The 18,543-nt window shown below is 71.1% G+C and carries 18 protein-coding genes; 11 read left to right on the forward strand and 7 right to left on the reverse strand.

Annotated elements, in window-relative coordinates:
• Positions 1 to 92 precede the first annotated feature (92 nt).
• Genes ACWDN5_RS04410 through ACWDN5_RS04425 form a run of 4 tightly spaced genes read left to right on the forward strand, consistent with a single transcriptional unit; the run spans position 93 to position 3,947 of the window.
• The gene (locus ACWDN5_RS04410; protein WP_449674415.1) at positions 93 to 1,163 is read left to right on the forward strand and encodes a Gfo/Idh/MocA family protein; all 1,071 of its coding nucleotides are present in this window, start codon (positions 93 to 95) and stop codon (positions 1,161 to 1,163) included.
• Positions 1,160 to 2,080, forward strand: a complete 921-nt coding sequence (locus tag ACWDN5_RS04415) for a DUF6807 domain-containing protein (protein ID WP_449674417.1) — start codon at positions 1,160 to 1,162, stop codon at positions 2,078 to 2,080. The genes ACWDN5_RS04410 and ACWDN5_RS04415 overlap by 4 nt, the downstream gene beginning before the upstream one ends.
• Positions 2,077 to 2,805: a cupin gene (locus ACWDN5_RS04420; protein WP_449674419.1), complete on the forward strand. Its 729-nt coding sequence runs from the start codon at positions 2,077 to 2,079 to the stop codon at positions 2,803 to 2,805. Before ACWDN5_RS04415 ends, ACWDN5_RS04420 begins: the two co-directional genes overlap by 4 nt.
• On the forward strand, positions 2,805 to 3,947 hold the full coding sequence (locus ACWDN5_RS04425) for a Gfo/Idh/MocA family protein (protein WP_310974685.1): 1,143 nt from the start codon (positions 2,805 to 2,807) through the stop codon (positions 3,945 to 3,947). Before ACWDN5_RS04420 ends, ACWDN5_RS04425 begins: the two co-directional genes overlap by 1 nt.
• 112 nt (positions 3,948 to 4,059) lie before the next feature.
• Here the strand turns inward: ACWDN5_RS04425 and ACWDN5_RS04430 are convergent, their stop codons facing one another.
• The gene (locus tag ACWDN5_RS04430; RefSeq protein WP_449674421.1) at positions 4,060 to 5,268 is read right to left on the reverse strand and encodes a PQQ-dependent sugar dehydrogenase; all 1,209 of its coding nucleotides are present in this window, start codon (positions 5,266 to 5,268) and stop codon (positions 4,060 to 4,062) included.
• Positions 5,269 to 5,332: 64 nt separating this feature from the next.
• On the opposite strand from ACWDN5_RS04430, the gene ACWDN5_RS04435 reads away from it, so the two are divergent.
• Positions 5,333 to 6,241, forward strand: a complete 909-nt coding sequence (locus ACWDN5_RS04435) for a 2-hydroxyacid dehydrogenase (protein ID WP_449674423.1) — start codon at positions 5,333 to 5,335, stop codon at positions 6,239 to 6,241.
• Positions 6,242 to 6,278: 37 nt separating this feature from the next.
• A complete protein-coding gene (locus tag ACWDN5_RS04440; RefSeq protein ID WP_449674425.1) occupies positions 6,279 to 6,854 on the forward strand; it encodes a DoxX family protein in 576 nt (191 codons plus the stop codon).
• Between the two features lie 221 nt (positions 6,855 to 7,075).
• Here the strand turns inward: ACWDN5_RS04440 and ilvD are convergent, their stop codons facing one another.
• Both ilvD and ACWDN5_RS04450 read right to left on the reverse strand, forming a co-directional pair.
• Positions 7,076 to 8,920 carry a dihydroxy-acid dehydratase gene (gene ilvD, locus ACWDN5_RS04445; RefSeq protein ID WP_310974681.1) on the reverse strand — a complete coding sequence of 615 codons (1,845 nt, stop codon included), beginning with the start codon at positions 8,918 to 8,920 and terminating at the stop codon, positions 7,076 to 7,078.
• A 126-nt stretch (positions 8,921 to 9,046) separates the two neighbouring features.
• Positions 9,047 to 9,487 carry a PH domain-containing protein gene (locus ACWDN5_RS04450; RefSeq protein WP_310974680.1) on the reverse strand — a complete coding sequence of 147 codons (441 nt, stop codon included), beginning with the start codon at positions 9,485 to 9,487 and terminating at the stop codon, positions 9,047 to 9,049.
• 324 nt (positions 9,488 to 9,811) lie between these two features.
• On the opposite strand from ACWDN5_RS04450, the gene ACWDN5_RS04455 reads away from it, so the two are divergent.
• The 4 genes from ACWDN5_RS04455 (at position 9,812) to ACWDN5_RS04470 (ending at position 13,575) form a co-directional block, all read left to right on the forward strand.
• The gene (locus tag ACWDN5_RS04455) at positions 9,812 to 11,701 is read left to right on the forward strand and encodes an acetolactate synthase large subunit (protein ID WP_449674428.1); all 1,890 of its coding nucleotides are present in this window, start codon (positions 9,812 to 9,814) and stop codon (positions 11,699 to 11,701) included.
• 2 nt (positions 11,702 to 11,703) lie between these two features.
• Complete coding sequence (ilvN, locus tag ACWDN5_RS04460) at positions 11,704 to 12,210, forward strand: acetolactate synthase small subunit (protein WP_003080760.1); 507 nt, start codon at positions 11,704 to 11,706, stop codon at positions 12,208 to 12,210.
• A 32-nt stretch (positions 12,211 to 12,242) separates the two neighbouring features.
• Positions 12,243 to 13,256, forward strand: coding sequence for a ketol-acid reductoisomerase (gene ilvC / locus ACWDN5_RS04465; RefSeq protein WP_086842286.1), 1,014 nt, complete (start codon positions 12,243 to 12,245; stop codon positions 13,254 to 13,256).
• A 70-nt stretch (positions 13,257 to 13,326) separates the two neighbouring features.
• On the forward strand, positions 13,327 to 13,575 hold the full coding sequence (locus tag ACWDN5_RS04470; RefSeq protein ID WP_310974678.1) for a DUF397 domain-containing protein: 249 nt from the start codon (positions 13,327 to 13,329) through the stop codon (positions 13,573 to 13,575).
• On the opposite strand, the gene ACWDN5_RS04475 is transcribed toward ACWDN5_RS04470, so the two are convergent.
• From ACWDN5_RS04475 to ACWDN5_RS04490, 4 genes are all read right to left on the reverse strand, one after another.
• Positions 13,572 to 14,438 (reverse strand): nuclear transport factor 2 family protein, encoded by an 867-nt coding sequence (locus ACWDN5_RS04475; RefSeq protein ID WP_449674430.1) that lies wholly within the window; start codon positions 14,436 to 14,438, stop codon positions 13,572 to 13,574. The two genes, ACWDN5_RS04470 and ACWDN5_RS04475, sit on opposite strands and share 4 nt — an antisense overlap.
• 70 nt (positions 14,439 to 14,508) lie before the next feature.
• A complete protein-coding gene (locus ACWDN5_RS04480; protein WP_449674432.1) occupies positions 14,509 to 15,825 on the reverse strand; it encodes an ankyrin repeat domain-containing protein in 1,317 nt (438 codons plus the stop codon).
• 288 nt (positions 15,826 to 16,113) lie between these two features.
• A complete protein-coding gene (locus ACWDN5_RS04485; protein ID WP_449674434.1) occupies positions 16,114 to 16,926 on the reverse strand; it encodes a TIGR03620 family F420-dependent LLM class oxidoreductase in 813 nt (270 codons plus the stop codon).
• Positions 16,923 to 17,822 (reverse strand): TIGR03620 family F420-dependent LLM class oxidoreductase, encoded by a 900-nt coding sequence (locus ACWDN5_RS04490; protein WP_449674436.1) that lies wholly within the window; start codon positions 17,820 to 17,822, stop codon positions 16,923 to 16,925. Before ACWDN5_RS04490 ends, ACWDN5_RS04485 begins: the two co-directional genes overlap by 4 nt.
• Positions 17,823 to 17,911: 89 nt before the next feature.
• Here ACWDN5_RS04490 and ACWDN5_RS04495 point away from each other — a divergent pair, with 89 nt between their 5' ends.
• Positions 17,912 to 18,475, forward strand: a complete 564-nt coding sequence (locus ACWDN5_RS04495) for a TetR/AcrR family transcriptional regulator (protein WP_449674438.1) — start codon at positions 17,912 to 17,914, stop codon at positions 18,473 to 18,475.
• Positions 18,476 to 18,543: the final 68 nt, after the last annotated feature.

The following is an 18,543-nucleotide window of genomic DNA, read 5'->3' on the forward strand; positions in this document are numbered from 1 at the left end:
TTCGCAGGTGAACGGGCTGGGCGGATCGGTGCTGCTGGGGGTGCCGGAGCCGTGGAGGGAGACCCGGGTTGGCTCAAGGAAAGCGCTTACGGGTGGCGGTCATCGGGACCGGGGCCATCGCCGAGAGCCACCGGACCGCCTTCGAGGCCCACCACGAAGACGTCGACATCGTGGCCGCCGCCGACGTCGACGAGGCGCGGGTCGCCGCTTTCTGCGCTGTGACCGCGCACGCCAAGCCCTACCACGACCTGGGCACCCTGCTGGCCGAGCAGGAACCGGACCTCGTCTCGATCTGCACGTCGCCGAGCCTGCACGTCGAGCAGACGAATGAGGCCCTTGGCAGCGGCGCCTGGGTCTGGTGCGAGAAGCCGCCTTGCCGGTCGCTCGCCGAGTACGACGAGATGACCGTCGCCGAGCGGGACGGTGGGCCGTACGCCGCCTTTGTCTACCAGCAGCGGTCCGGGGCGGCCGCCGCGCACTTCCGGGAGCTGCTCGCCGGTGGGGAGCTGGGGCGTCCGCTCGTCGCGCACTGCCAGACCACCTGGTACCGCGATGCTGCCTACTACTCGGTGCCGTGGCGGGGACGCTGGGAGACCGAGGGCGGCGGGCCGGCCATGGGGCACGGCATCCACCAGATGGATCTGCTGCTTCACCTGCTCGGCGACTGGGCCGAGGTGCGGGCGATGACCGCGCGGCTCGTGCACGACGTCGAGACCGAGGACGTCTCCACGGCGCTCGTCCGGTTCGAGTCGGGGGCGCTGGCGACCGTCGTCAACAGCGTCCTCTCGCCGGACGAAGTGAGCCGGATCCGGATCGACTGCGAACGCGCCACCGCCGAGCTCAGTCACCTCTACGGATACGGCGTCAAGGACTGGCGCTACACGCCGGCGCCGCAGGTCGCCGAAGCGGACGTCGAGCGGTGGCACACCCCGGCTGCCGACGTCGACAGCTCGCACGCCGCCGCCTTCACGCCGATCCTCGCCGCTTATCGGGCCGGGCGGCGGCCGCCGTGCAGCGGGGATGACGGGCGGCAGGTACTGGAGTTCATCGCCGCGCTCTACAAGTCCGCCGGCACCGGGCTCGGCGTGCGCCGCGAGGAGATCGGGCCCGGTGAACCCTTCTACCGCTCGATGGCGGGCGACCAGGCAGGAGGCCGCGGATGAGCGCGACGATCACGGTGACCCACCGGCACGGCGAGAGCGTGTGCGTCGAGGCGGGCGGCGTCCAGCTGATGTCCTATGTGTACAAGCCCGACCCAGTGGCCTTCGAGTCGCGCAAGCCCTACGCCCACCCGCTGCGGACCCTCGGCGGCCGGCACGTCAGCGGGTACCGGCCCGCCGACCACCGGTGGCACAAGGGGCTGCAGATGACGTCGAGTCACCTGTCCGGGCAGAATTTCTGGGGCGGCCACACCTACGTCCCCGGCGACTGGTACCAGGAACTTCCCGACCGCATCGGCTCCATGCGGCACGACGGGTTCGCCGCCTTCACCGTCGCACGCGATCGGCTGGCCTTCACCGAGGACCTCACCTGGGTCGCCAACGGCGGGGACGAGTGGGCGCGGGAGCGGCGGGACATCGTCGTCCACTCGGTCGAGCCGGACGACGGGTCCTGGGCGCTCGACTGGTCGATCGAACTGACCAACCTCCGGGACGTCCCGCTCGTGTTCGGCAGCCCGACCACCGCCGGGCGTGAGCTGGCCGGGTACACCGGCCTGCACTGGCGCGGGCCTCGGGACTTCGGGGGCGGGCAGGTCCTGGGCCCCGGGGACCTCGAAGGCGAGGCGATGATGGGCGCCCAGGCGCCGTGGCTCGCGTTCGTCGGCGAGCACGACGATGTCGACGCGCGTTCGACGCTCGTCTTCGCCCACGCGCCCGAGAACGACAAGGCGATCCACGAGTCGCACTGGTTCGTCCGGGCCCAGGAAGCGCCCATGGTCGCCTTCTCGTGGGCGTTTTTCGACGAATTCGACCTGCCACCGGGCGAAAGCTTCGCCTACCGCTACCGGATCGTCGTCGTCGACGGGGCCTGGGACCGCGACCGGGTGACCGGCTACCTCGACGGGCACGGCTGGTCATGACCGACTTTCCGCTCCCGGGTGGCATCGGCGTCTCGCACCTGCGCGCCTACGACTGGGCGGCCGAGGACGGCGTCTGCGGCGGCAGCCCACACGTCCACCTCGCCTGCACCGAGGCCTATGTCGTCACCGGGGGTCACGGGGCCGTCCAGACGCTGAGCGCCGGCGGCTACGCGGAGACGCCGCTGGAGCCCGGCGTGATCGCGTGGTTCACGCCCGGGACCGTGCACCGGATGGTGCAGGGCGACGGCCTGCGCGTCACCGTCCTCATGCAGAACAGCGGGCTGCCGGAGGCCGGTGATGCCGTCTTCACGTTCCCGCCCGACGTGCTCGCCGACCCGGCCGCCTATGCCGAGGCCGCGGCGTTGCCGAAAACCGACGACGCTGCTCGGCAACGCCGTGACCTGGCGATTCGTGGGTATCTGCCGCTGCGGAACGCCCTGCGGGACGGTGATCCGGAACCGCTGCGGGCGTTCCACCGGGCGGCCGTCGCGCTCGTCGCGCCGAAGGTCGCAGAGTGGGTACCGCGCTGGCAGGCCGGGGCGTTGCGGGCCGCCGAACTGACCGGTGCCCATCTCAAGGCGCTCGCCGACGGCGACGGGAGCCATCTCGACCGGTCCGGCCTGCGGGTCGCGACGCCGTCGAACCCGGACGGTTACGGCATGTGCGGACGCCGGGCCGAATACGACATCCCATGGGACGGATCCGACCAGGAAGGCTTGCAGTGATGAACCAGTCCAGCATCGGAGTGCTGCTCAACGGGGTGACGGGCCGGATGGGTTACCGGCAGCACCTGCTCCGGTCGGTCCTGGCGATCCGCGAGCAGGGTGGCGTCATCCTGCCGGACGGCAGCCGCGTGCAGCTCGAGCCGATCCTCGCCGGGCGCAACGCCGCGAAGCTCAAGGATCTCGCCGACCGCCACGGCCTGACCGCGTGGACCACCGACGCCGATTCCGCGCTTCAGGACGTCGACGTCTACTTCGACGCGCAGCTGACGTCGGCGCGCGAGCCGTCGGTGCGGGCGGCGATCGCCGCGGGCAAGCACGTCTACGCCGAGAAGCCCCTTGCCGAAAAACTGACATCGGCGCTGGAGCTGGCCGGGCTCGCGCGGGACGCCGGGATCTGCCACGGCGTCGTGCACGACAAGCTGTTCCTGCCCGGGCTGCTCAAGCTGCGGCGGCTGGTCGACGGCGGGTTCTTCGGGCGGATCCTGTCGGTGCGCGGCGAGTTCGGCTACTGGGTCTTCGAGGGCGACTGGCAGGAGGCGCAGCGCCCGAGCTGGAACTATCGGGCCGAAGACGGCGGCGGGATCGTGCTCGACATGTTCTGCCACTGGAACTACGTGCTCGAGAACCTCTTCGGCCGGGTCGAGGCCGTGACCGCGAAAGCGACAACGCATATCCCGCGCCGCTGGGACGAGCAGGGCGAGGCGTACGCGGCGACGGCCGACGACGCCGCGTACGGCATCTTCGAACTGGAGTCGGGGGTCATCGCGCAGATCAACTCCTCCTGGTCGACGCGGGTTTTCCGTGACGAGCTGGTCGAGTTCCAGGTCGACGGCACCGAGGGGAGCGCGGTCGCCGGGCTGCGGCGGTGTCGCGTCCAGCACCGGTCGGCGACGCCGAAGCCCGTCTGGAACCCGGACCTGCCGGCGACCGAGCCCTTCCGCGACCAGTGGCAGGAAGTGCCGGACAACGCCGAGTTCGACAACGGCTTCAAGGCGCAGTGGGAGGAGTTCGTGCGGGACGTCGTCGCAGGACGGCAGCACCGCTACGACTTCTTCTCGGCCGCCCGGGGACTGCAGGTCGCCGAAGCCGGGCTGACGTCGTCGGCCGAGGGGCGGCGGGTGGAGCTGAAGCCCCTGGCGTGAGCCGAGCTGTCACACGCTCGGCTGGTGCCACGCCGATCGGCCGGCTGCGGGCGGCGACGGCCGATGCGGTTTTCGCCGTGGTCGAATGTCGGCGACGGCGGAAAACCGCAGGTCAGTCCTTGCCGTTGCCGCCGCCGGACGTGGCCGGGGTGATCAGCACGACGCGGTCGTCGCTGGAGACCGGGGTGCCGCCGTCCTTGTTGACCGTGCCCGCCACCGCCAGCTGCGGGTTGATCATGCTCATGCCGGCGAGCCGCCCGTACGTCACCGGCGGCTTGCCGGTCTTGCCGTCGAGACTGACCGTCGGCTTGCCGCTGATCGCGCCCTCCGGGGTCACCGGCAGGTTCTGCAGGTTGCCCGCCAGTGACGTGCCGATCGAGAGCGAGCCGTTGGCGTCGACGAAGTCGGCGCAGCCCGCGACGCCCGGCTTGTCCGGCCACGTCCACGCCGGCGTCGTCAGCGGCTGGCCGCCCTGGACCCGGTAGAGGGCGTCCTTGTCGGCGAGGTGGTCGGTGACCCAGACGCGCCCGCCGTCGGCCGACGCGCACACCCCGCCCGGCGAGTGCAGGCCGGTCGCCACCACGAGCGCGCCGTTCGGGTTGCCCGCCGCGGCCTTGCCGGAGGTGTCGATCCGCAGCAGCTTCCCGGCGAGGGAGTTCGGGTCGGCCGCGGCGCCCGGGTTGCCCGCGTCGCCGGTCGCGACCAGCAGCGCGCCCCGGTTGTCGGTGCCGATCGTGCCGCGGTTGCCGGACGCGCCCTTCGGGATGCCGGTGAGGACCGGCTTGGGCGCCTGGCCCTTGGCGAAGCGCACGACACGGTTGTCGGTCGCGGTCGTGATGTAGGCGAAGACCAGCTGGTCCTCGACGTACGACGGCGACAGCGCGAGCCCGGTCAGGCCGCCGTCGCCGGCCGCCTGGACGTCGAGCTTCGCGAAGTCCGTCGCGTCCTTGCCGCCGGTGGCCAGCAGGACGCGGCCGCTCTTGCGCTCGCCGGCCAGCGCGCTTGGCGCGGAGCCGTCACCGGGCAGGCCGGCCACCGCGGCGACGGTGTCCAGGCACGTCGCGATCACCGCCGGGTCGAAGTCCTTGCAGCCCTGCGGCGGCGGCACGGGGGCGGCCGACTGGCCGGGCCGCGCCTGCTTGCCGTCGCTCCCGGAGTCCGCGCCGGGGCCCTGGACCTCGGGTGGCGACTCGGGGCTCGGCACGGGGGCGGGGCTGAACGTCTGACCCGCCGCGGTGTCGTCGAACCGCGCGCACCCGGCGGGCAGCAGGACGCCGCAGGCCAGGATCGCCAGCAGGGCCGAGCGGTAGCGGGTGCGCATGATCCCCCAGCCTAGGGGCCGGTGCGTGAACCATGGGTGAGTACTCCTCGATTACGTTGGGATCATGACGCTGACCGTGCTGGTGCCCGACGACGAGGGCCTGACCGTGCTCGCCGAGGTCCCGCGGGTCCTGCCCGTGCGCTACCAGTGGGGCGAACCGGTGCCGCCCGAGGCCGCGAAGGCCGAGGTGCTCATCCCCGGCAAGCACCCGCCGGGGGAGCAGCTGTGGCGGACGGTGCCGAACCTGAAGCTGATCCAGCTGCTGTCCGCCGGCGCCGAGGACTGGGTCGGCAAGGTGCCCGACGGCGTCCTGCTCTCGACCTGCCGGGGCGCGCACGGCGGGAGCACGGCCGAGTGGGTCGTCGCCGCGCTGCTGTCCATTTACCGGAAATTGGACATCTTCGCCGCGGCGCAGCGCGAAGGCCGCTGGGACCGGCAGACGGCGGACACGCTGCAGGGCAAACGCGTGCTCGTCATCGGCGCCGGCGACCTCGGACGGCACTTGCGGCGCCGGCTGGAGCCGTTCGACGCGCGGTGCACGATGGTCGGGATGACCGCGCGGGAGGGCGTGCACGGCGTGCGGGAGCTGCCCGGCCTGCTGGAGCTGCACGACGTCGTGGTGCTGATGGTGCCGCTGACGTCCCGGACCCGCGGGATGGTCGACGCGGAGTTCCTGGGGCGGATGCGCGACGGCGCGGTGCTGGTCAACGTCTCGCGCGGCGCCGTCGTGGACACGCACGCTTTGGTCGCGGAATTGACCACGGGCCGGTTGCGGGCCGCTCTCGACGTCACCGATCCCGAGCCGCCGCCGGCCGGGCACCCGCTGTGGACGGCGCCGGGGCTGCTGCTGACGCCGCACGTCGGCGGGGCGGTGCGCGGGGTGCGGGGGCGTTCGTACGCGGTCGCCGCGGCGGAGATCGCCCGGTACGCCGGTGGCGAGCTGCCGGACAACCTCGTCCACGGTGAATACTGAGCTCGCCAGGCCCGCGCGATTCCCCTAACCTGCGCGGGTGAGCAGTGGAGACGACTTTTCGCAGCAGCCCACCAGCCTCCTGTCGGGCGTCGAGGACGATCGGTCGGACGACACGCCGCGCCAGGGCGGGCTCGGCCTCGGCCTGCTGATCCTGCGGCTGGCGCTCGGCGTGACCATGGGCGCGCACGGGCTGCAGCACCTGTTCGGGTTGTTCGGCGGGCCGGGCATCGGCGGGTTCGCGCGGGTGCTGGAGACGTACGGCTACCACAAGCAGACGACGCTGCTGTCGTGGATCACCGGCATCACCGAGGTGACCGGCGGGGTGCTGGTGATCGTCGGGCTGTTCACGCCGCTGGCCGCGGCCGGCCTGCTCGGAGTGGCGGCCAACGCGGTGTACGCGAAGTTCCACGGCGGGTTCTTCGAGGGCTCGGGGCAGGGGTTCGAGTTCGAGCTGCTGCTGGCGGCTTCGGCGTTGAGCCTGCTGTTCACCGGGGCCGGGCCGATTTCGCTGGAGCGGAACACCCCGTGGCGGAAGCGGCCGTTGCCGCTGGGACTGGTTTCACTGCTGCTGGCCGCCGCGGCGGCCGTGGTGGTCATCGTTTTGACGAGGTAGCGGCCCCTGGGGACAACTCGGCGTCCTCGGTCAGCCCTGTGGACAACTCGGCTCCGGCGGGCGGGAACTGTCGGTCGGCTTCGGTAACGTTGAAATCGGGGGTCCCCCGAGCGGCGGGGGTGTGCTGGACGCGGAAAAGGCCGCCCCGGCGATCCGGGACGGCCTTCTCGGAAACCTCGCGAACGCCGCCCTGGCGGACCGGGGCGGCCTTCTCGAAAAACTTACTTGTTCACGTCCCGGACCGCGCCCGTGTCCGCCGAGGTTGCCATCCGGGCGTACGCGCGCAGGGCCGCCGTCACCGGGCGCTGGCGGTCCTTCGGCTGCCACGGCCTCTCCGACGCCTCCATCTTCGCGCGGCGCTCGGCCAGGATCGCGTCGTCCACCAGGAGCTCCAGGCGGCGCTCGTGGATGTCCAGCAGGATCCGGTCGCCGTTCTCCACCAGGCCGATCAGGCCTCCCGCCGCGGCCTCGGGGGAGATGTGGCCCACCGAAATGCCGGAGGAGCCACCCGAAAAGCGGCCGTCCGTGATCAGGGCGCACTTCTTGCCCAGGCCCGAGCCCTTCAGGAACGCCGTCGGGTGGAGCATTTCCTGCATGCCCGGGCCGCCCGCCGGGCCCTCGTAGCGGATCACCAGGACCTCGCCCGGCTGGATCTCCTTCTTCAGGATCGCCGACACCGCTTCCTCCTGGCTCTCCAGGACCCGGGCCGGGCCCTCGAAGTGCCACAGGTCCTCGTCGATGCCCGCGGCCTTGATCACCGCGCCGTTCTCCGCCAGGTTGCCGCGGAGGATCGCCAGGCCGCCGTCCTTCGTGTACGCGTGCTCGACGTCGCGGATGCAGCCCTCCGCGGCGTCGGTGTCCAGGGACGACCAGCGGTTCGACGTCGAGAACGCCTGCGTCGTGCGCACCCCGCCCGGCGCCGCGTGGAAAAGCTCCACGGCGGAAGCAGAGGGCGACGACGCCCGGATGTCCCACGCGGAAAGCCACGACTCGAGATCACGCGAGTGGACCGACCACACGTCCGTGTTGAGCAGGCCGCCGCGGTGGAGCTCGCCGAGGATCGCCGGGATTCCGCCCGCGCGGTGGACGTCCTCCATGTGGTAGTCGGAGTTCGGCGCCACCTTCGACAGGCACGGGACCCGGCGGCCGATCGCGTCGATGTCGGCGATCGTGAAGTCGACCTCGCCCTCCTGGGCGGCCGCGAGGATGTGCAGCACCGTGTTCGTCGAACCGCCCATGGCCATGTCCAGCGCCATCGCGTTCTCGAACGCCGCCTTCGACGCGATCGAGCGGGGCAGGACCGACTCGTCGTCGTTTTCGTACCAACGGCGGCACAGCTCGACGACCGTGCGCCCGGCCTCCTCGAACAGCGCCCGGCGCGCTGCGTGCGTCGCCAGCGTCGAGCCGTTGCCGGGAAGCGACAAACCGAGGGCTTCGGTCAGGCAGTTCATCGAGTTCGCGGTGAACATGCCGGAGCACGACCCGCACGTCGGGCACGCCGAACGCTCGACGACGGCCAGCCCGTCCTCGTCGACCTCGGGGCTCGCCGACGCCGCGATCGCGGTGATCAGGTCGGTCGGGGCCTGCGCGACGCCGCCCACGACCACGGCCTTGCCGGCCTCCATCGGGCCGCCCGAGACGAAGACCACCGGGATGTTCAGGCGCATCGCCGCGTTGAGCATGCCCGGGGTGATCTTGTCGCAGTTGGAGATGCACACCAGCGCGTCGGCCTGGTGCGCGTTGACCATGTACTCCACCGAGTCGGCGATGATCTCGCGCGAAGGCAGCGAATAGAGCATGCCGGAGTGGCCCATCGCGATGCCGTCGTCGACGGCGATCGTGTGGAACTCGCGCGCGACGCCGCCCGCTTCCTTGACCGCCTCGGCGACGATCTCGCCGAGGTCCTTCAGGTGCACGTGGCCCGGCACGAACTGCGTGTAGGAGTTGGCGATCGCGACGATCGGCTTGCCGAAGTCGCTGTCGGTCATGCCCGTGGCGCGCCAGAGCGAGCGGGCGCCCGCCGCGTTGCGGCCGTGGGTGGTGGTCCGGGAACGGAGAGGCGGCACGGGAACTCCCAGGTCAAAGGGTGGCCAGCGAAACTGGTAGGACCAATTTACGCTGCCGGGTGAGGCTCGTCCGTTGAGGGTGGGGGCGGGGACCGGGTGACGGCCGCGCCCGGCCCGCCGCGAGGGTTACTCGGCCGACGGCGTCCCGGGCTTGATGTCCTCGTCCTGCAGCACCCCGCTCGGGTCCGCGACCAGGCCCTCGCTGACCAGCGACAGCACCGGCAGGTGCCGGGTCCGCACGGTCGGCAGCGGCACCTTCGTGTCGTCCTGCAGCACCGCCTGCACGCGCGCCCGCTTCGTGATCGCGAGCCCCTTCAGCGCCGACCACGGGATGTCGCGGTGGCCGAACACCGTGCGGACCGCCAGGCCCGAGCGCGTCGCGATCGTGCGGTGGCGGACCACGAACACCGCCAGCGCGATCGGGAAGATGTAGAGCCACTGCAGGTACGGGATCTCCCCGAGCGCGATCGGCGTCACGCAGATCGTCAGGAGGGCGATCGCCATGAAGGACGTGCGGGGGACGCGGAAGACGGCCTTCCGGCCTTCGTCCTGCTGTTTTTCGGCCACCCGGAAATGGTGCACCGCGCGCACCGCCGGCCCGGACCCGGGTCTCGCCGGTGTGACCCACGTCCACCATGCGGACACACCATCCCGCAGAGTTGACACCCGGAGGGCGTTCGGTCTAGCGTCATCGCCGTGACACCGCTGACCGGCCTCGTACTTCCCAAGCGCGTCGACGCTTAGGGAAGACTTTCCGCTGCGTCGACGCGCGAACCCTCGTGCGACCTTACGGTCGGCGAGGGTTTTTTGTTGCCCTAGGGAAGCAATTCCCCGCCCCACCGCACAAAACCGACCCGAACGAGTGACACCGAGACCCACGAGGCAGATCCGATGACCAGTGCGACGTCGCGCAGCGACGCGAAGCCCGGGCCGACGCCCGGAGCACGTCCGAAGCCGGCCCCACCGGCGGGAACGCCGGTGCGCGTCACCGGCGCCCAGTCCCTCGTGCGCTCGCTCGAGGCCGTCGGCGCCGAGGTGGTCTTCGGGATCCCGGGCGGCACCATCCTGCCCGCCTACGACCCGCTGCTGGACTCGACGAAGGTCCGGCACGTCCTGGTCCGCCACGAGCAGGGCGCCGGCCACGCCGCCACCGGCTACGCGCAGGCCACCGGCAAGGTCGGCGTCTGCATGGCCACCTCGGGCCCGGGCGCGACCAACCTGGTCACCCCGCTCGCCGACGCGAACATGGACTCGGTCCCGGTCGTGGCGATCACCGGGCAGCAGTCCCGCGCGCTGATCGGCACCGACGCCTTCCAGGAAGCCGACATCTGCGGCATCACCATGCCGATCACCAAGCACAACTTCCTCGTCACCGACCCCGCGGACATCCCGCGGACCATCGCCGAGGCGTTCCACCTGGCCGCGACCGGCCGCCCCGGCCCGGTCCTGGTGGACATCCCCAAGGACGTGCTGCAGGAGATGACCTCGTTCTCCTGGCCGACGGAGCTGCGGCTGCCGGGCTACCGCCCCACGCTGCGCCCGCACGGCAAGCAGGTCCGCGAAGCCGCGAAGCTGATCGCGAAGTCGCGGCGCCCGGTGCTCTACGTCGGCGGTGGCGTCATCAAGGCCGAAGCGCACGAGCAGCTCAAGCAGCTCGCCGAATTGACCAACATCCCGGTCGTCACCACGCTGATGGCGCGCGGCGCGTTCCCCGACTCGCACCCGCAGCACCTCGGCATGCCCGGCATGCACGGCTCGGTCGCCGCGGTCGCCGCCATGCAGCGCGCCGACCTGCTGATCGCGCTCGGTGCCCGGTTCGACGACCGGGTCACCGGCCAGCTGTCCTCGTTCGCGCCGGACGCCGCGATCGTGCACGCCGACATCGACCCGGCCGAGATCTCCAAGAACCGCAAGGCCGACGTCCCGATCGTGGGCGACTGCAAGGAGATCATCGGCGAGCTCATCATCGCCGTGAAGGCGGAGTTCGACCACAGCGGCCGGCCGGACCTGGCCGACTGGTGGACCCAGGCCGACGACTGGCGCAAGACCTACCCGGCCGGCTACGAGTGGCCCGACGACGGTTCGCTGTCGCCGCAGTACGTCATCGAGCGGATCGGCGAGCTCGTCGGCCCGGACGCCGTCTACGCCGCGGGTGTCGGCCAGCACCAGATGTGGGCCGCGCAGTTCGTCAAGTACGAGAACCCGCGCACCTGGATCAACTCCGGCGGCCTCGGCACCATGGGCTTCGCGGTGCCCGCCGCGATGGGCGCGCAGTTCGGCGTCCCGGACACGCAGGTGTGGGCGATCGACGGCGACGGCTGCTTCCAGATGACCAACCAGGAGCTGGCCACCTGCGCCATCGAGGGCGCGCCGATCAAGGTCGCCGTGATCAACAACGGCAACCTGGGCATGGTCCGGCAGTGGCAGAACCTCTTCTACTCGGAGCGGTACTCCAACACCGACCTCGGCACGCACAAGCACCGCATCCCGGACTTCGTCCTGCTGGCCGAGGCGCTGGGTTGCGCGGGCCTGCGCTGCGAGACGAAGGAAGACGTCGACGCCACCATCCGCCGCGCGATGGAAATCAACGACCGCCCCGTCGTGATCGACTTCGTCGTGGGGAAGGATGCCCAGGTGTGGCCGATGGTCGCGGCCGGCACCGGCAACGACGAGATCATGGCGGTCCGGGGCATCCGGCCGCTGTTCGACGACGACGAAGTTTCGGTCGAGACGGTCCAGGAAGACACAGCCGCCAATGCCGCCGGAGAGGGTGAGCGCTAGAGATGAGCGTCCACACGCTGAGTGTCCTGGTCGAGAACAAGCCGGGTGTGCTCGCGCGCGTCTCGGGCCTGTTCTCCCGCCGCGGGTTCAACATCGAGTCCCTCGCCGTCGGGCCCACGGAAAACCCCGAGGTGTCCCGCATGACGATCGTGGTCGCCGTGGAAGAGCTACCGCTCGAACAGGTGACGAAGCAGCTCAACAAGCTGGTCAACGTGATCAAGATCGTCGAGCTGGAGCAGTCGACCGCCGTGCAGCGCGAACTGCTGCTGGTCAAGGTGCGCGCCGACAACACCGTGCGCAGCCAGGTCCTCGAAACCGTCCAGCTCTTCCGGGCCAAGGTGGTGGACGTCTCTCCCGAGGCACTCACCGTCGAGGCCACCGGGACGTCCGACAAGATCGGTGCGTTGCTGCGGATGCTGGAGCCGTATGGCATCCGCGAACTCGTGCAGTCCGGCATGGTCGCGGTGGGTCGCGGCGCCCGTTCGATCACCGCCACATCACCGCGATAAAGAAGTAAGTCAGGAAAGGAAGCAGTACCCCCATGGCAGTGGAAATCTTCTACGACGACGACGCCGACCTCTCGATCATCCAGGGGCGCAAGGTCGCTGTCATCGGCTACGGCAGCCAGGGCCACGCCCACTCGCTGAGCCTGCGCGACTCCGGCGTCGACGTCCGCATCGGCCTGCCCGAGGGGTCCAAGTCGCGGGCGAAGGCCGAGGAGCAGGGCCTGCGCGTGCTCACCCCGGCCGAGGCGTCGGCCGAGGCCGACCTGATCATGATCCTGGCGCCGGACACCAAGCAGCGCTTCATCTACGAGCAGGACATCGCCCCGAACCTCAAGGACGGCGACGCCCTCTTCTTCGGGCACGGCTTCAACATCCGCTACGACCTGATCAAGCCGCCGTCGAACGTCGACGTGGCGATGGTCGCCCCGAAGGGCCCGGGCCATCTGGTCCGCCGCCAGTTCGTCGACGGCAAGGGCGTCCCGGCGCTCATCGCCGTGGAGCAGGACGCCTCCGGCAACGCCCAGGCGCTCGCGCTGTCCTACGCGGCCGCCATCGGTGGCGCCCGCGCGGGTGTCATCAAGACGACGTTCACCGAGGAGACCGAGACCGACCTCTTCGGCGAGCAGGCCGTGCTCTGCGGTGGCGCGTCCGCGCTGGTGCAGACCGGCTTCGAGGTGCTCACCGAGGCCGGCTACGCCCCGGAGATCGCCTACTTCGAGGTGCTGCACGAGCTCAAGCTGATCGTCGACCTCATGTACGAGGGCGGCATCGCGCGCCAGCGCTACTCGATCTCCGACACCGCCGAGTACGGCGACCTGACCCGCGGCCCGCGCGTCATCTCGCCGGCGGTCAAGGAAGAGATGAAGAAGATCCTCGGCGAGATCCAGGACGGCACGTTCGCGCGCGAATGGGTCGCCGAGGACGAGGCCGGCCGGCCGAACTTCACCAAGCTCGAGGAGCAGGGCAACCAGCACCCGATCGAGGCGACCGGCAAGAAGCTGCGCGACCTGATGTCGTGGGTGGACCGGCCGATCACCGAGACCGCCTGACGTTTTCGCCGACGCCGAAGGGGACGCTCGCTGCCGGGCGTCCCCTTCGGTGTCTCGTTACGCTGGCCGCATGACCGATGACAAGGAGCACATCCGGCACCACCTCGACCTGTCACGGGCCGAGTGGATCCGGGGTGAACCTGCGGGCGTCACCCTCGAAGAGGTCGTCGAGTACGCCTTCGTGCCACACACCGACGGCGTCACCTACGTCGCGATGCGGAAGTCGACGGATCCGGACGGCGTGGTCCTGGTCTTCACCCCGTCGGAATGGGACGCGTTCCTCAAAGGCGTCGACGACGGCGAGTTCGACCTGCCCTAGGAGAGTTTCGCGGCCAGCTCGGGGATCCGGCCGAGGTCCCCGGCGATGCCGAGGTGGTCGCCGTAGTCGCGGGATTCGACGACCAGGCCGTCGCGAACCCGCATGGCGAAGATGTTCGCGATGCGGACCGGTTTCCCGCCGTAGCTGCCCTGGTAGGCGAACTCGCCGATCAGCACTTCGGGATCGGTGCCCTGGTAGGTCACCAGGTCCGCGACCGAGAACCGCGGGTCGAGCGCCTTGCCCGCCGCGAAGTGCGCCCGCAGCTCGTCGCGGGTGCGCAAAACCCCGGAACCCGGCTGGAACGGGTGCGTGACGTGCGTTTCCTCGGCGTACAGCTCCGGCAGCTCGTCCCAGCGGCCGCCGGCGACGCCGTGCACGAGCCGCTCGAACACCGTGCCCGAGCTTTCCGGGGCGACCGGGGACAGTTCCCGCGGCGGCGCCTGCTCGTAGGCCTTCACCAATTGGTCGACGCCGTCGCGGATGACCGCGAGCCGCAGGTAGTCGTGGTAGTCGCGGGAGTGGACGATCAGGCCGTCGCGCACGCGCAGCACCTGGATGTTGGCCGTCGGGATGGTCCGCCCCGTCTCGACGGATTCGGCGTCGTAGTCGTATTCGGCGACGATCACCTCGGGGTCGGTGGTCTCGTGCACGACGATGTTCTTGCGCTTGAGCCGCAGGGTGCCGGCGAGGGCGCCGGTGAACCGTTCGTGGATCGCCGCGCGGCCGGTGGTGCGGGTGGGCCGCGGCACGGCCTGCGGGTGTTCGACGACGGCGTCTTCGGCGTAGAGCGCGGAAAGGTCTTCCCATCGCCCTTCGCCGATGCCGTCGGACAGCGCGGCGAAGACCTCGCGGGGTGTGGTCACGAATCCTCCCAGTGGGCAAAACGGAGTCAGTAGTCCGTCTACGACGATACGGACTACTGACTCCGGTTGTCTACCGGAGCAGGTCGCGCGCGGCCGGCTGCCCGCACACCTCCGCCCACGTCTCGGGGGTGCTGCCGAAGATCGCGTCCCGCGCGCCGGGGTCGGCCCCGCTCTCGACGAGCACGCGGATGACGTCGAGGTGACCGGACTGGGCGGCCAGGTGCAGGGCCGTGACCCCCTCGCCGTGGTTCGGGCCGCCGAACGTACCGGGGAAGTTCACGTCGGCGCCGAGCTCGAGGAGCGTCCGGACGGCGGCGAGCTTGCCCGACGCCGCCGCCCAGGCCAGCGCCGTGCCGCGGTAGACGTCGGCGTTCACGTCGGCGCCCCGCGCGACGAGCGTCCTGAGTGCGTCGGCGCGGTCGTTGCGGGCCGCCCAGGACAGCGCTTCGTTCCGGACTTCGACGGGGTCGTCGGTCGGCTGCCAGGCCGGGAAACCGCTGTGGGGACGGTAAAAGCCCCGGTGTTCGCCGCCGCGGCCGGACGTCAGGAGATCGTTGACGGCGTCGACGTCGCCCAGCCCGGCCGCGACCCGCAGGTTGCCCGGCGCGCGGCTGTGCTCCGCCAGTTTCTCCGCGGCCGCGCGGTGGCCCCAGAACAGGGCGACGACCAGGGGAGTGCCGCCGTCGCCGCGAGCGGAGACGGCGACGGGCGCGCCGTGCTGCAGGAGCAGGTCGAGCAGGAGCGGCAGATTGCTGTAGGCGGCCTGGTGCAGGGGTGTCCAGCCGTGGACGTTCCCGCGCGCCGGGTCGGCGCCGTGGTCGAGCAGGATCCGGCTGAGCCGCTCGTCGTGCGTGGCGCCGGCCATGCCGAGCAGGTCGTTCCCGTTGGTGCCGCGCGCATCGACGAGCCCGGGGAACTCGTCCAGGAGCGTTTCGAGCCGCGCGGGATCCCGGTCCTCGATCGCCCGGTAGGCACGGGCGAACGGCTCACCACTGTCCACAAGAGACCTGACGTGCTCGCGGAGTGCTTTCCAGGAACCGAAACCGTGCTCGTGGGCGACGACCGCGCGGGCGCCGTCCCGGGTGAGCGGCCGGCTCCACCGGTCGAACGGCTCCTTCGCGCCGGGCGTGTCGTCTTCGGCCGAGGCGAGCAGGCCGAGGGCGCGTTCGGCGTAGTACTCGACGTCCTGGTGGTACGGATGCTGCAGGTGTTCGCCGTGTTCGGTGACGCGCCGGACGTACGCCCGGAGTTTCGGCCAGCTCGGGAAGCCGTGGTCGCGGGCGATCCGGAACTGCGCTTCGGCGAGTTTGACGCCCTCGGCGCGCGCGAGTTCCTTCGCGCGCTTGCGCAACTGGTCCAGGCTGGGTTTGGCGGGCAGCGTGCCCATGGTGCCTCCTTCCCTCGTCGCCCGTGGTCCGCCGGCACCGGGCAGGAAAGAAGGTGCGGAGCTGGTGGTGCGGTGAAGCGAGGGTGGGCTCGGCCCTTTCCGCGGACGGGACGCGGCCCCGGCCGCGCCCCGCCAGCGTACCCCGGTGTGATGGGAGGGTCGACTCGCGTGATTGGAGGGTCGACACGCGTGATTGGAGGGTCGACACGGCGGAGCTCGGGCTTGTTGGGTGTGTCGTCTCTCGGATCACGCGTGTCGACCTCCCGATCACGCGTGTCGACCCTTCGTTCACGGGAGGAGGTCGGCCAGCCTGCGGTAGGACTTCTCCGTGCGGGCCAGGACCTGGACGCAGACGTGGTCGGCGCCGGCGTCGAGGTGGGCCCGGATCCGGTCCGCGATCGCCTGTTCGCCGGTCGCGACGATGGCGTCGACCAGCCGGTCGCTGCCGCCGTCGGCGAGGTCGTCGTCGGTGAACCCGAGCCGGCGCAGGTTCTCCTGGTGGTGCGGGGCCTGCCCGACGTACAGACCGACGTGCTCGCGGGCGGCGTCCGGTGCGGTGTCCAGGACCACCGCCTGTTCGACGGCGAGGTACTTGCCCGGCCCGAGCCGTTCGCGCGCCATCGCGGTGTGCTCCGGCGGGACGAAGTACGGGTGGGCGCCGTCGGCGCGTTCGGCCGCCAGGTCCAGCAGTTTCGGGCCCAGCGCCGCGAGCACCCGGCGCGGCCGCGGCGACGGCTGCGGCAGGCCCGGCAGCTCGGCCGCGTCCATCCCGTCGAGGTACTCGCGCAACGCCGTCAGCGGCCGTGCGCCAGGCCGGTGCCCGCCCAGTCCGGCGACGAACCGGCCCGGGTACGCCTCACCCAAGGCCCGGATGGCGCCTTCCGCGGCGAGCGGGGAGCGCTGGTCGAACCGCGCCACCCCGGTGGCGACGGTCAGCTTCTTCGTCGCCGCGAGCAGCAGTGCCGCCTGCGTGAACGCCTCCCGGCCGGCGTACTCGCCGAACCAGATCGCGGCGAAGCCGAGTTCTTCCACCTCGGCGGCCGTTTCGCGGAGCGCGCCGACCGGGGCGCCGTCGAAGAACCGCCAGATCCCGACGCTCATCGGGTCACCGCCACAGCCAGGTCGAGCAGGGTCTCCACAGTGGACTCGAACGAGGGCGCGGCCGGCGTGAGCAGCACGTGGTCGGCGCCCGCGTCGAGGAGTTCGCCGAGGCGTTTCGCGATGGTTGTCGCGTCGCCCCAGAGCACGAGGTCGTCGACGAACCGGTCGCTCGGCCCGGCGATGTCCGCGTCGGTGTAGCCGAGCCGTTTCCAGCCCGCGAGGTAGACGGTGACGGAGTACTCGCGCGACTGCGCCACCCGGTGCCGGATGCTTTCGCGAGCGTCCTCGCGCGTGCCGAGCAGGACGGTCTGCTGCGGGATCAGCAGCTTGTCCGGCCCGAGGATCTCGCGGGCGTACGGCGTGTGCGAGACCGGCTGGGCGAACGGGTGCGCGCCGTCCGCGTGGTCGCGGGCGAGCTCCAGCATCTTCGGCCCGACCGCGGCCAGTACGCGCGGAAACGCCACGGGAGACGGATTTTCGGCCGCTTTTGCGTCCATTTCGGACAGGTAGGCGCGCATCCGGTCGAGCGGGCGGTACTCCTCGCCGAGCTTCGCGGCCTGGAACGCGTGCCCGGCGCCGATGCCGAGCACGAACCGGCCCGGGTGGGCCTGGGCGAGCGTCGCGCCGCCCTTCTGCGCGGTCGTCCCGCGCCGGGCCCACAGGTTCGCGATGCCGGCGCCGAGCACGACGTCCGGCACGGTGGCCAGGAGGTCGCCGAAGCAGGCGAACACCTCCCGCGTACCGGGTCCTTCGCCGCTCCAGACCGAGCGGTAGCCGGCCTCCGCCAGCCGCTGCGTCGCCGCGCGCTCGACGTCCGGTGGCGGGGCCATGGGCGCACTGGGCAGCCAGGCGCCGACCGCGCCGAGCCGTGCCCGCGTGTCTTCGATCAAGGTCATCCTCGAATTCCCTCCAGTAAGCTGAGGCAGCCTCCGGTTAATATACGGAGGCTGCCTCCGATTGGCTACCCGGTAGGGTCGGGAGTGCGATGACCGACGTCAAACCGATGCGCGCGGACGCCCGCCGCAACTACGAGCGCCTCCTTGAAGAGGCTCAGCGCGCCTTCGCCGAACACGGCGTCGAGGCGTCCCTGGAAGAGATCGCGCGCCGCGCCGGCGTCGGCATCGGCACGCTGTACCGGCATTTCCCGACGCGGGACGCGCTGCTCGAGACGCTGCTGCGCGCCCGGTTCGACGCCCACGCCGAGCGGGCCCGCGAACTGCTCGCCCACCCCGAGCCGCTGAACGCCCTGCACGCGTGGCTCGCCGGGCTCGGCGACGCCACCGGCACCTTCCGTGGCCTGGTCGAGCTCACCGCAGACGCGCTGAACGACGAAACGTCCCGGTTGTACGAATCGTGCCACGGAATGCGCGAGGTCGGTTCCCAACTGGTGGAACGTGCGAAGCGTGCGGGGGAGCTGCGCCGGGACGTCACCGCGGAGGAGCTGCTTCTGTTGCTGCACGCGGCATCCTGGGCGGGTGGTCACCTGCCCGGCGAAGGGGGCATGCAACGCCTCCTGGCTCTTGTTTTCGAGGGATTACGGGCGAGTTAACGCCGGGGGACGCCAAGGGGCGCCACCTCGCGTTAAACTCCGGCTCGACCGGGGCACAACGACGTGCT

The organism is Amycolatopsis sp. NPDC003731 (genome assembly GCF_053586895.1).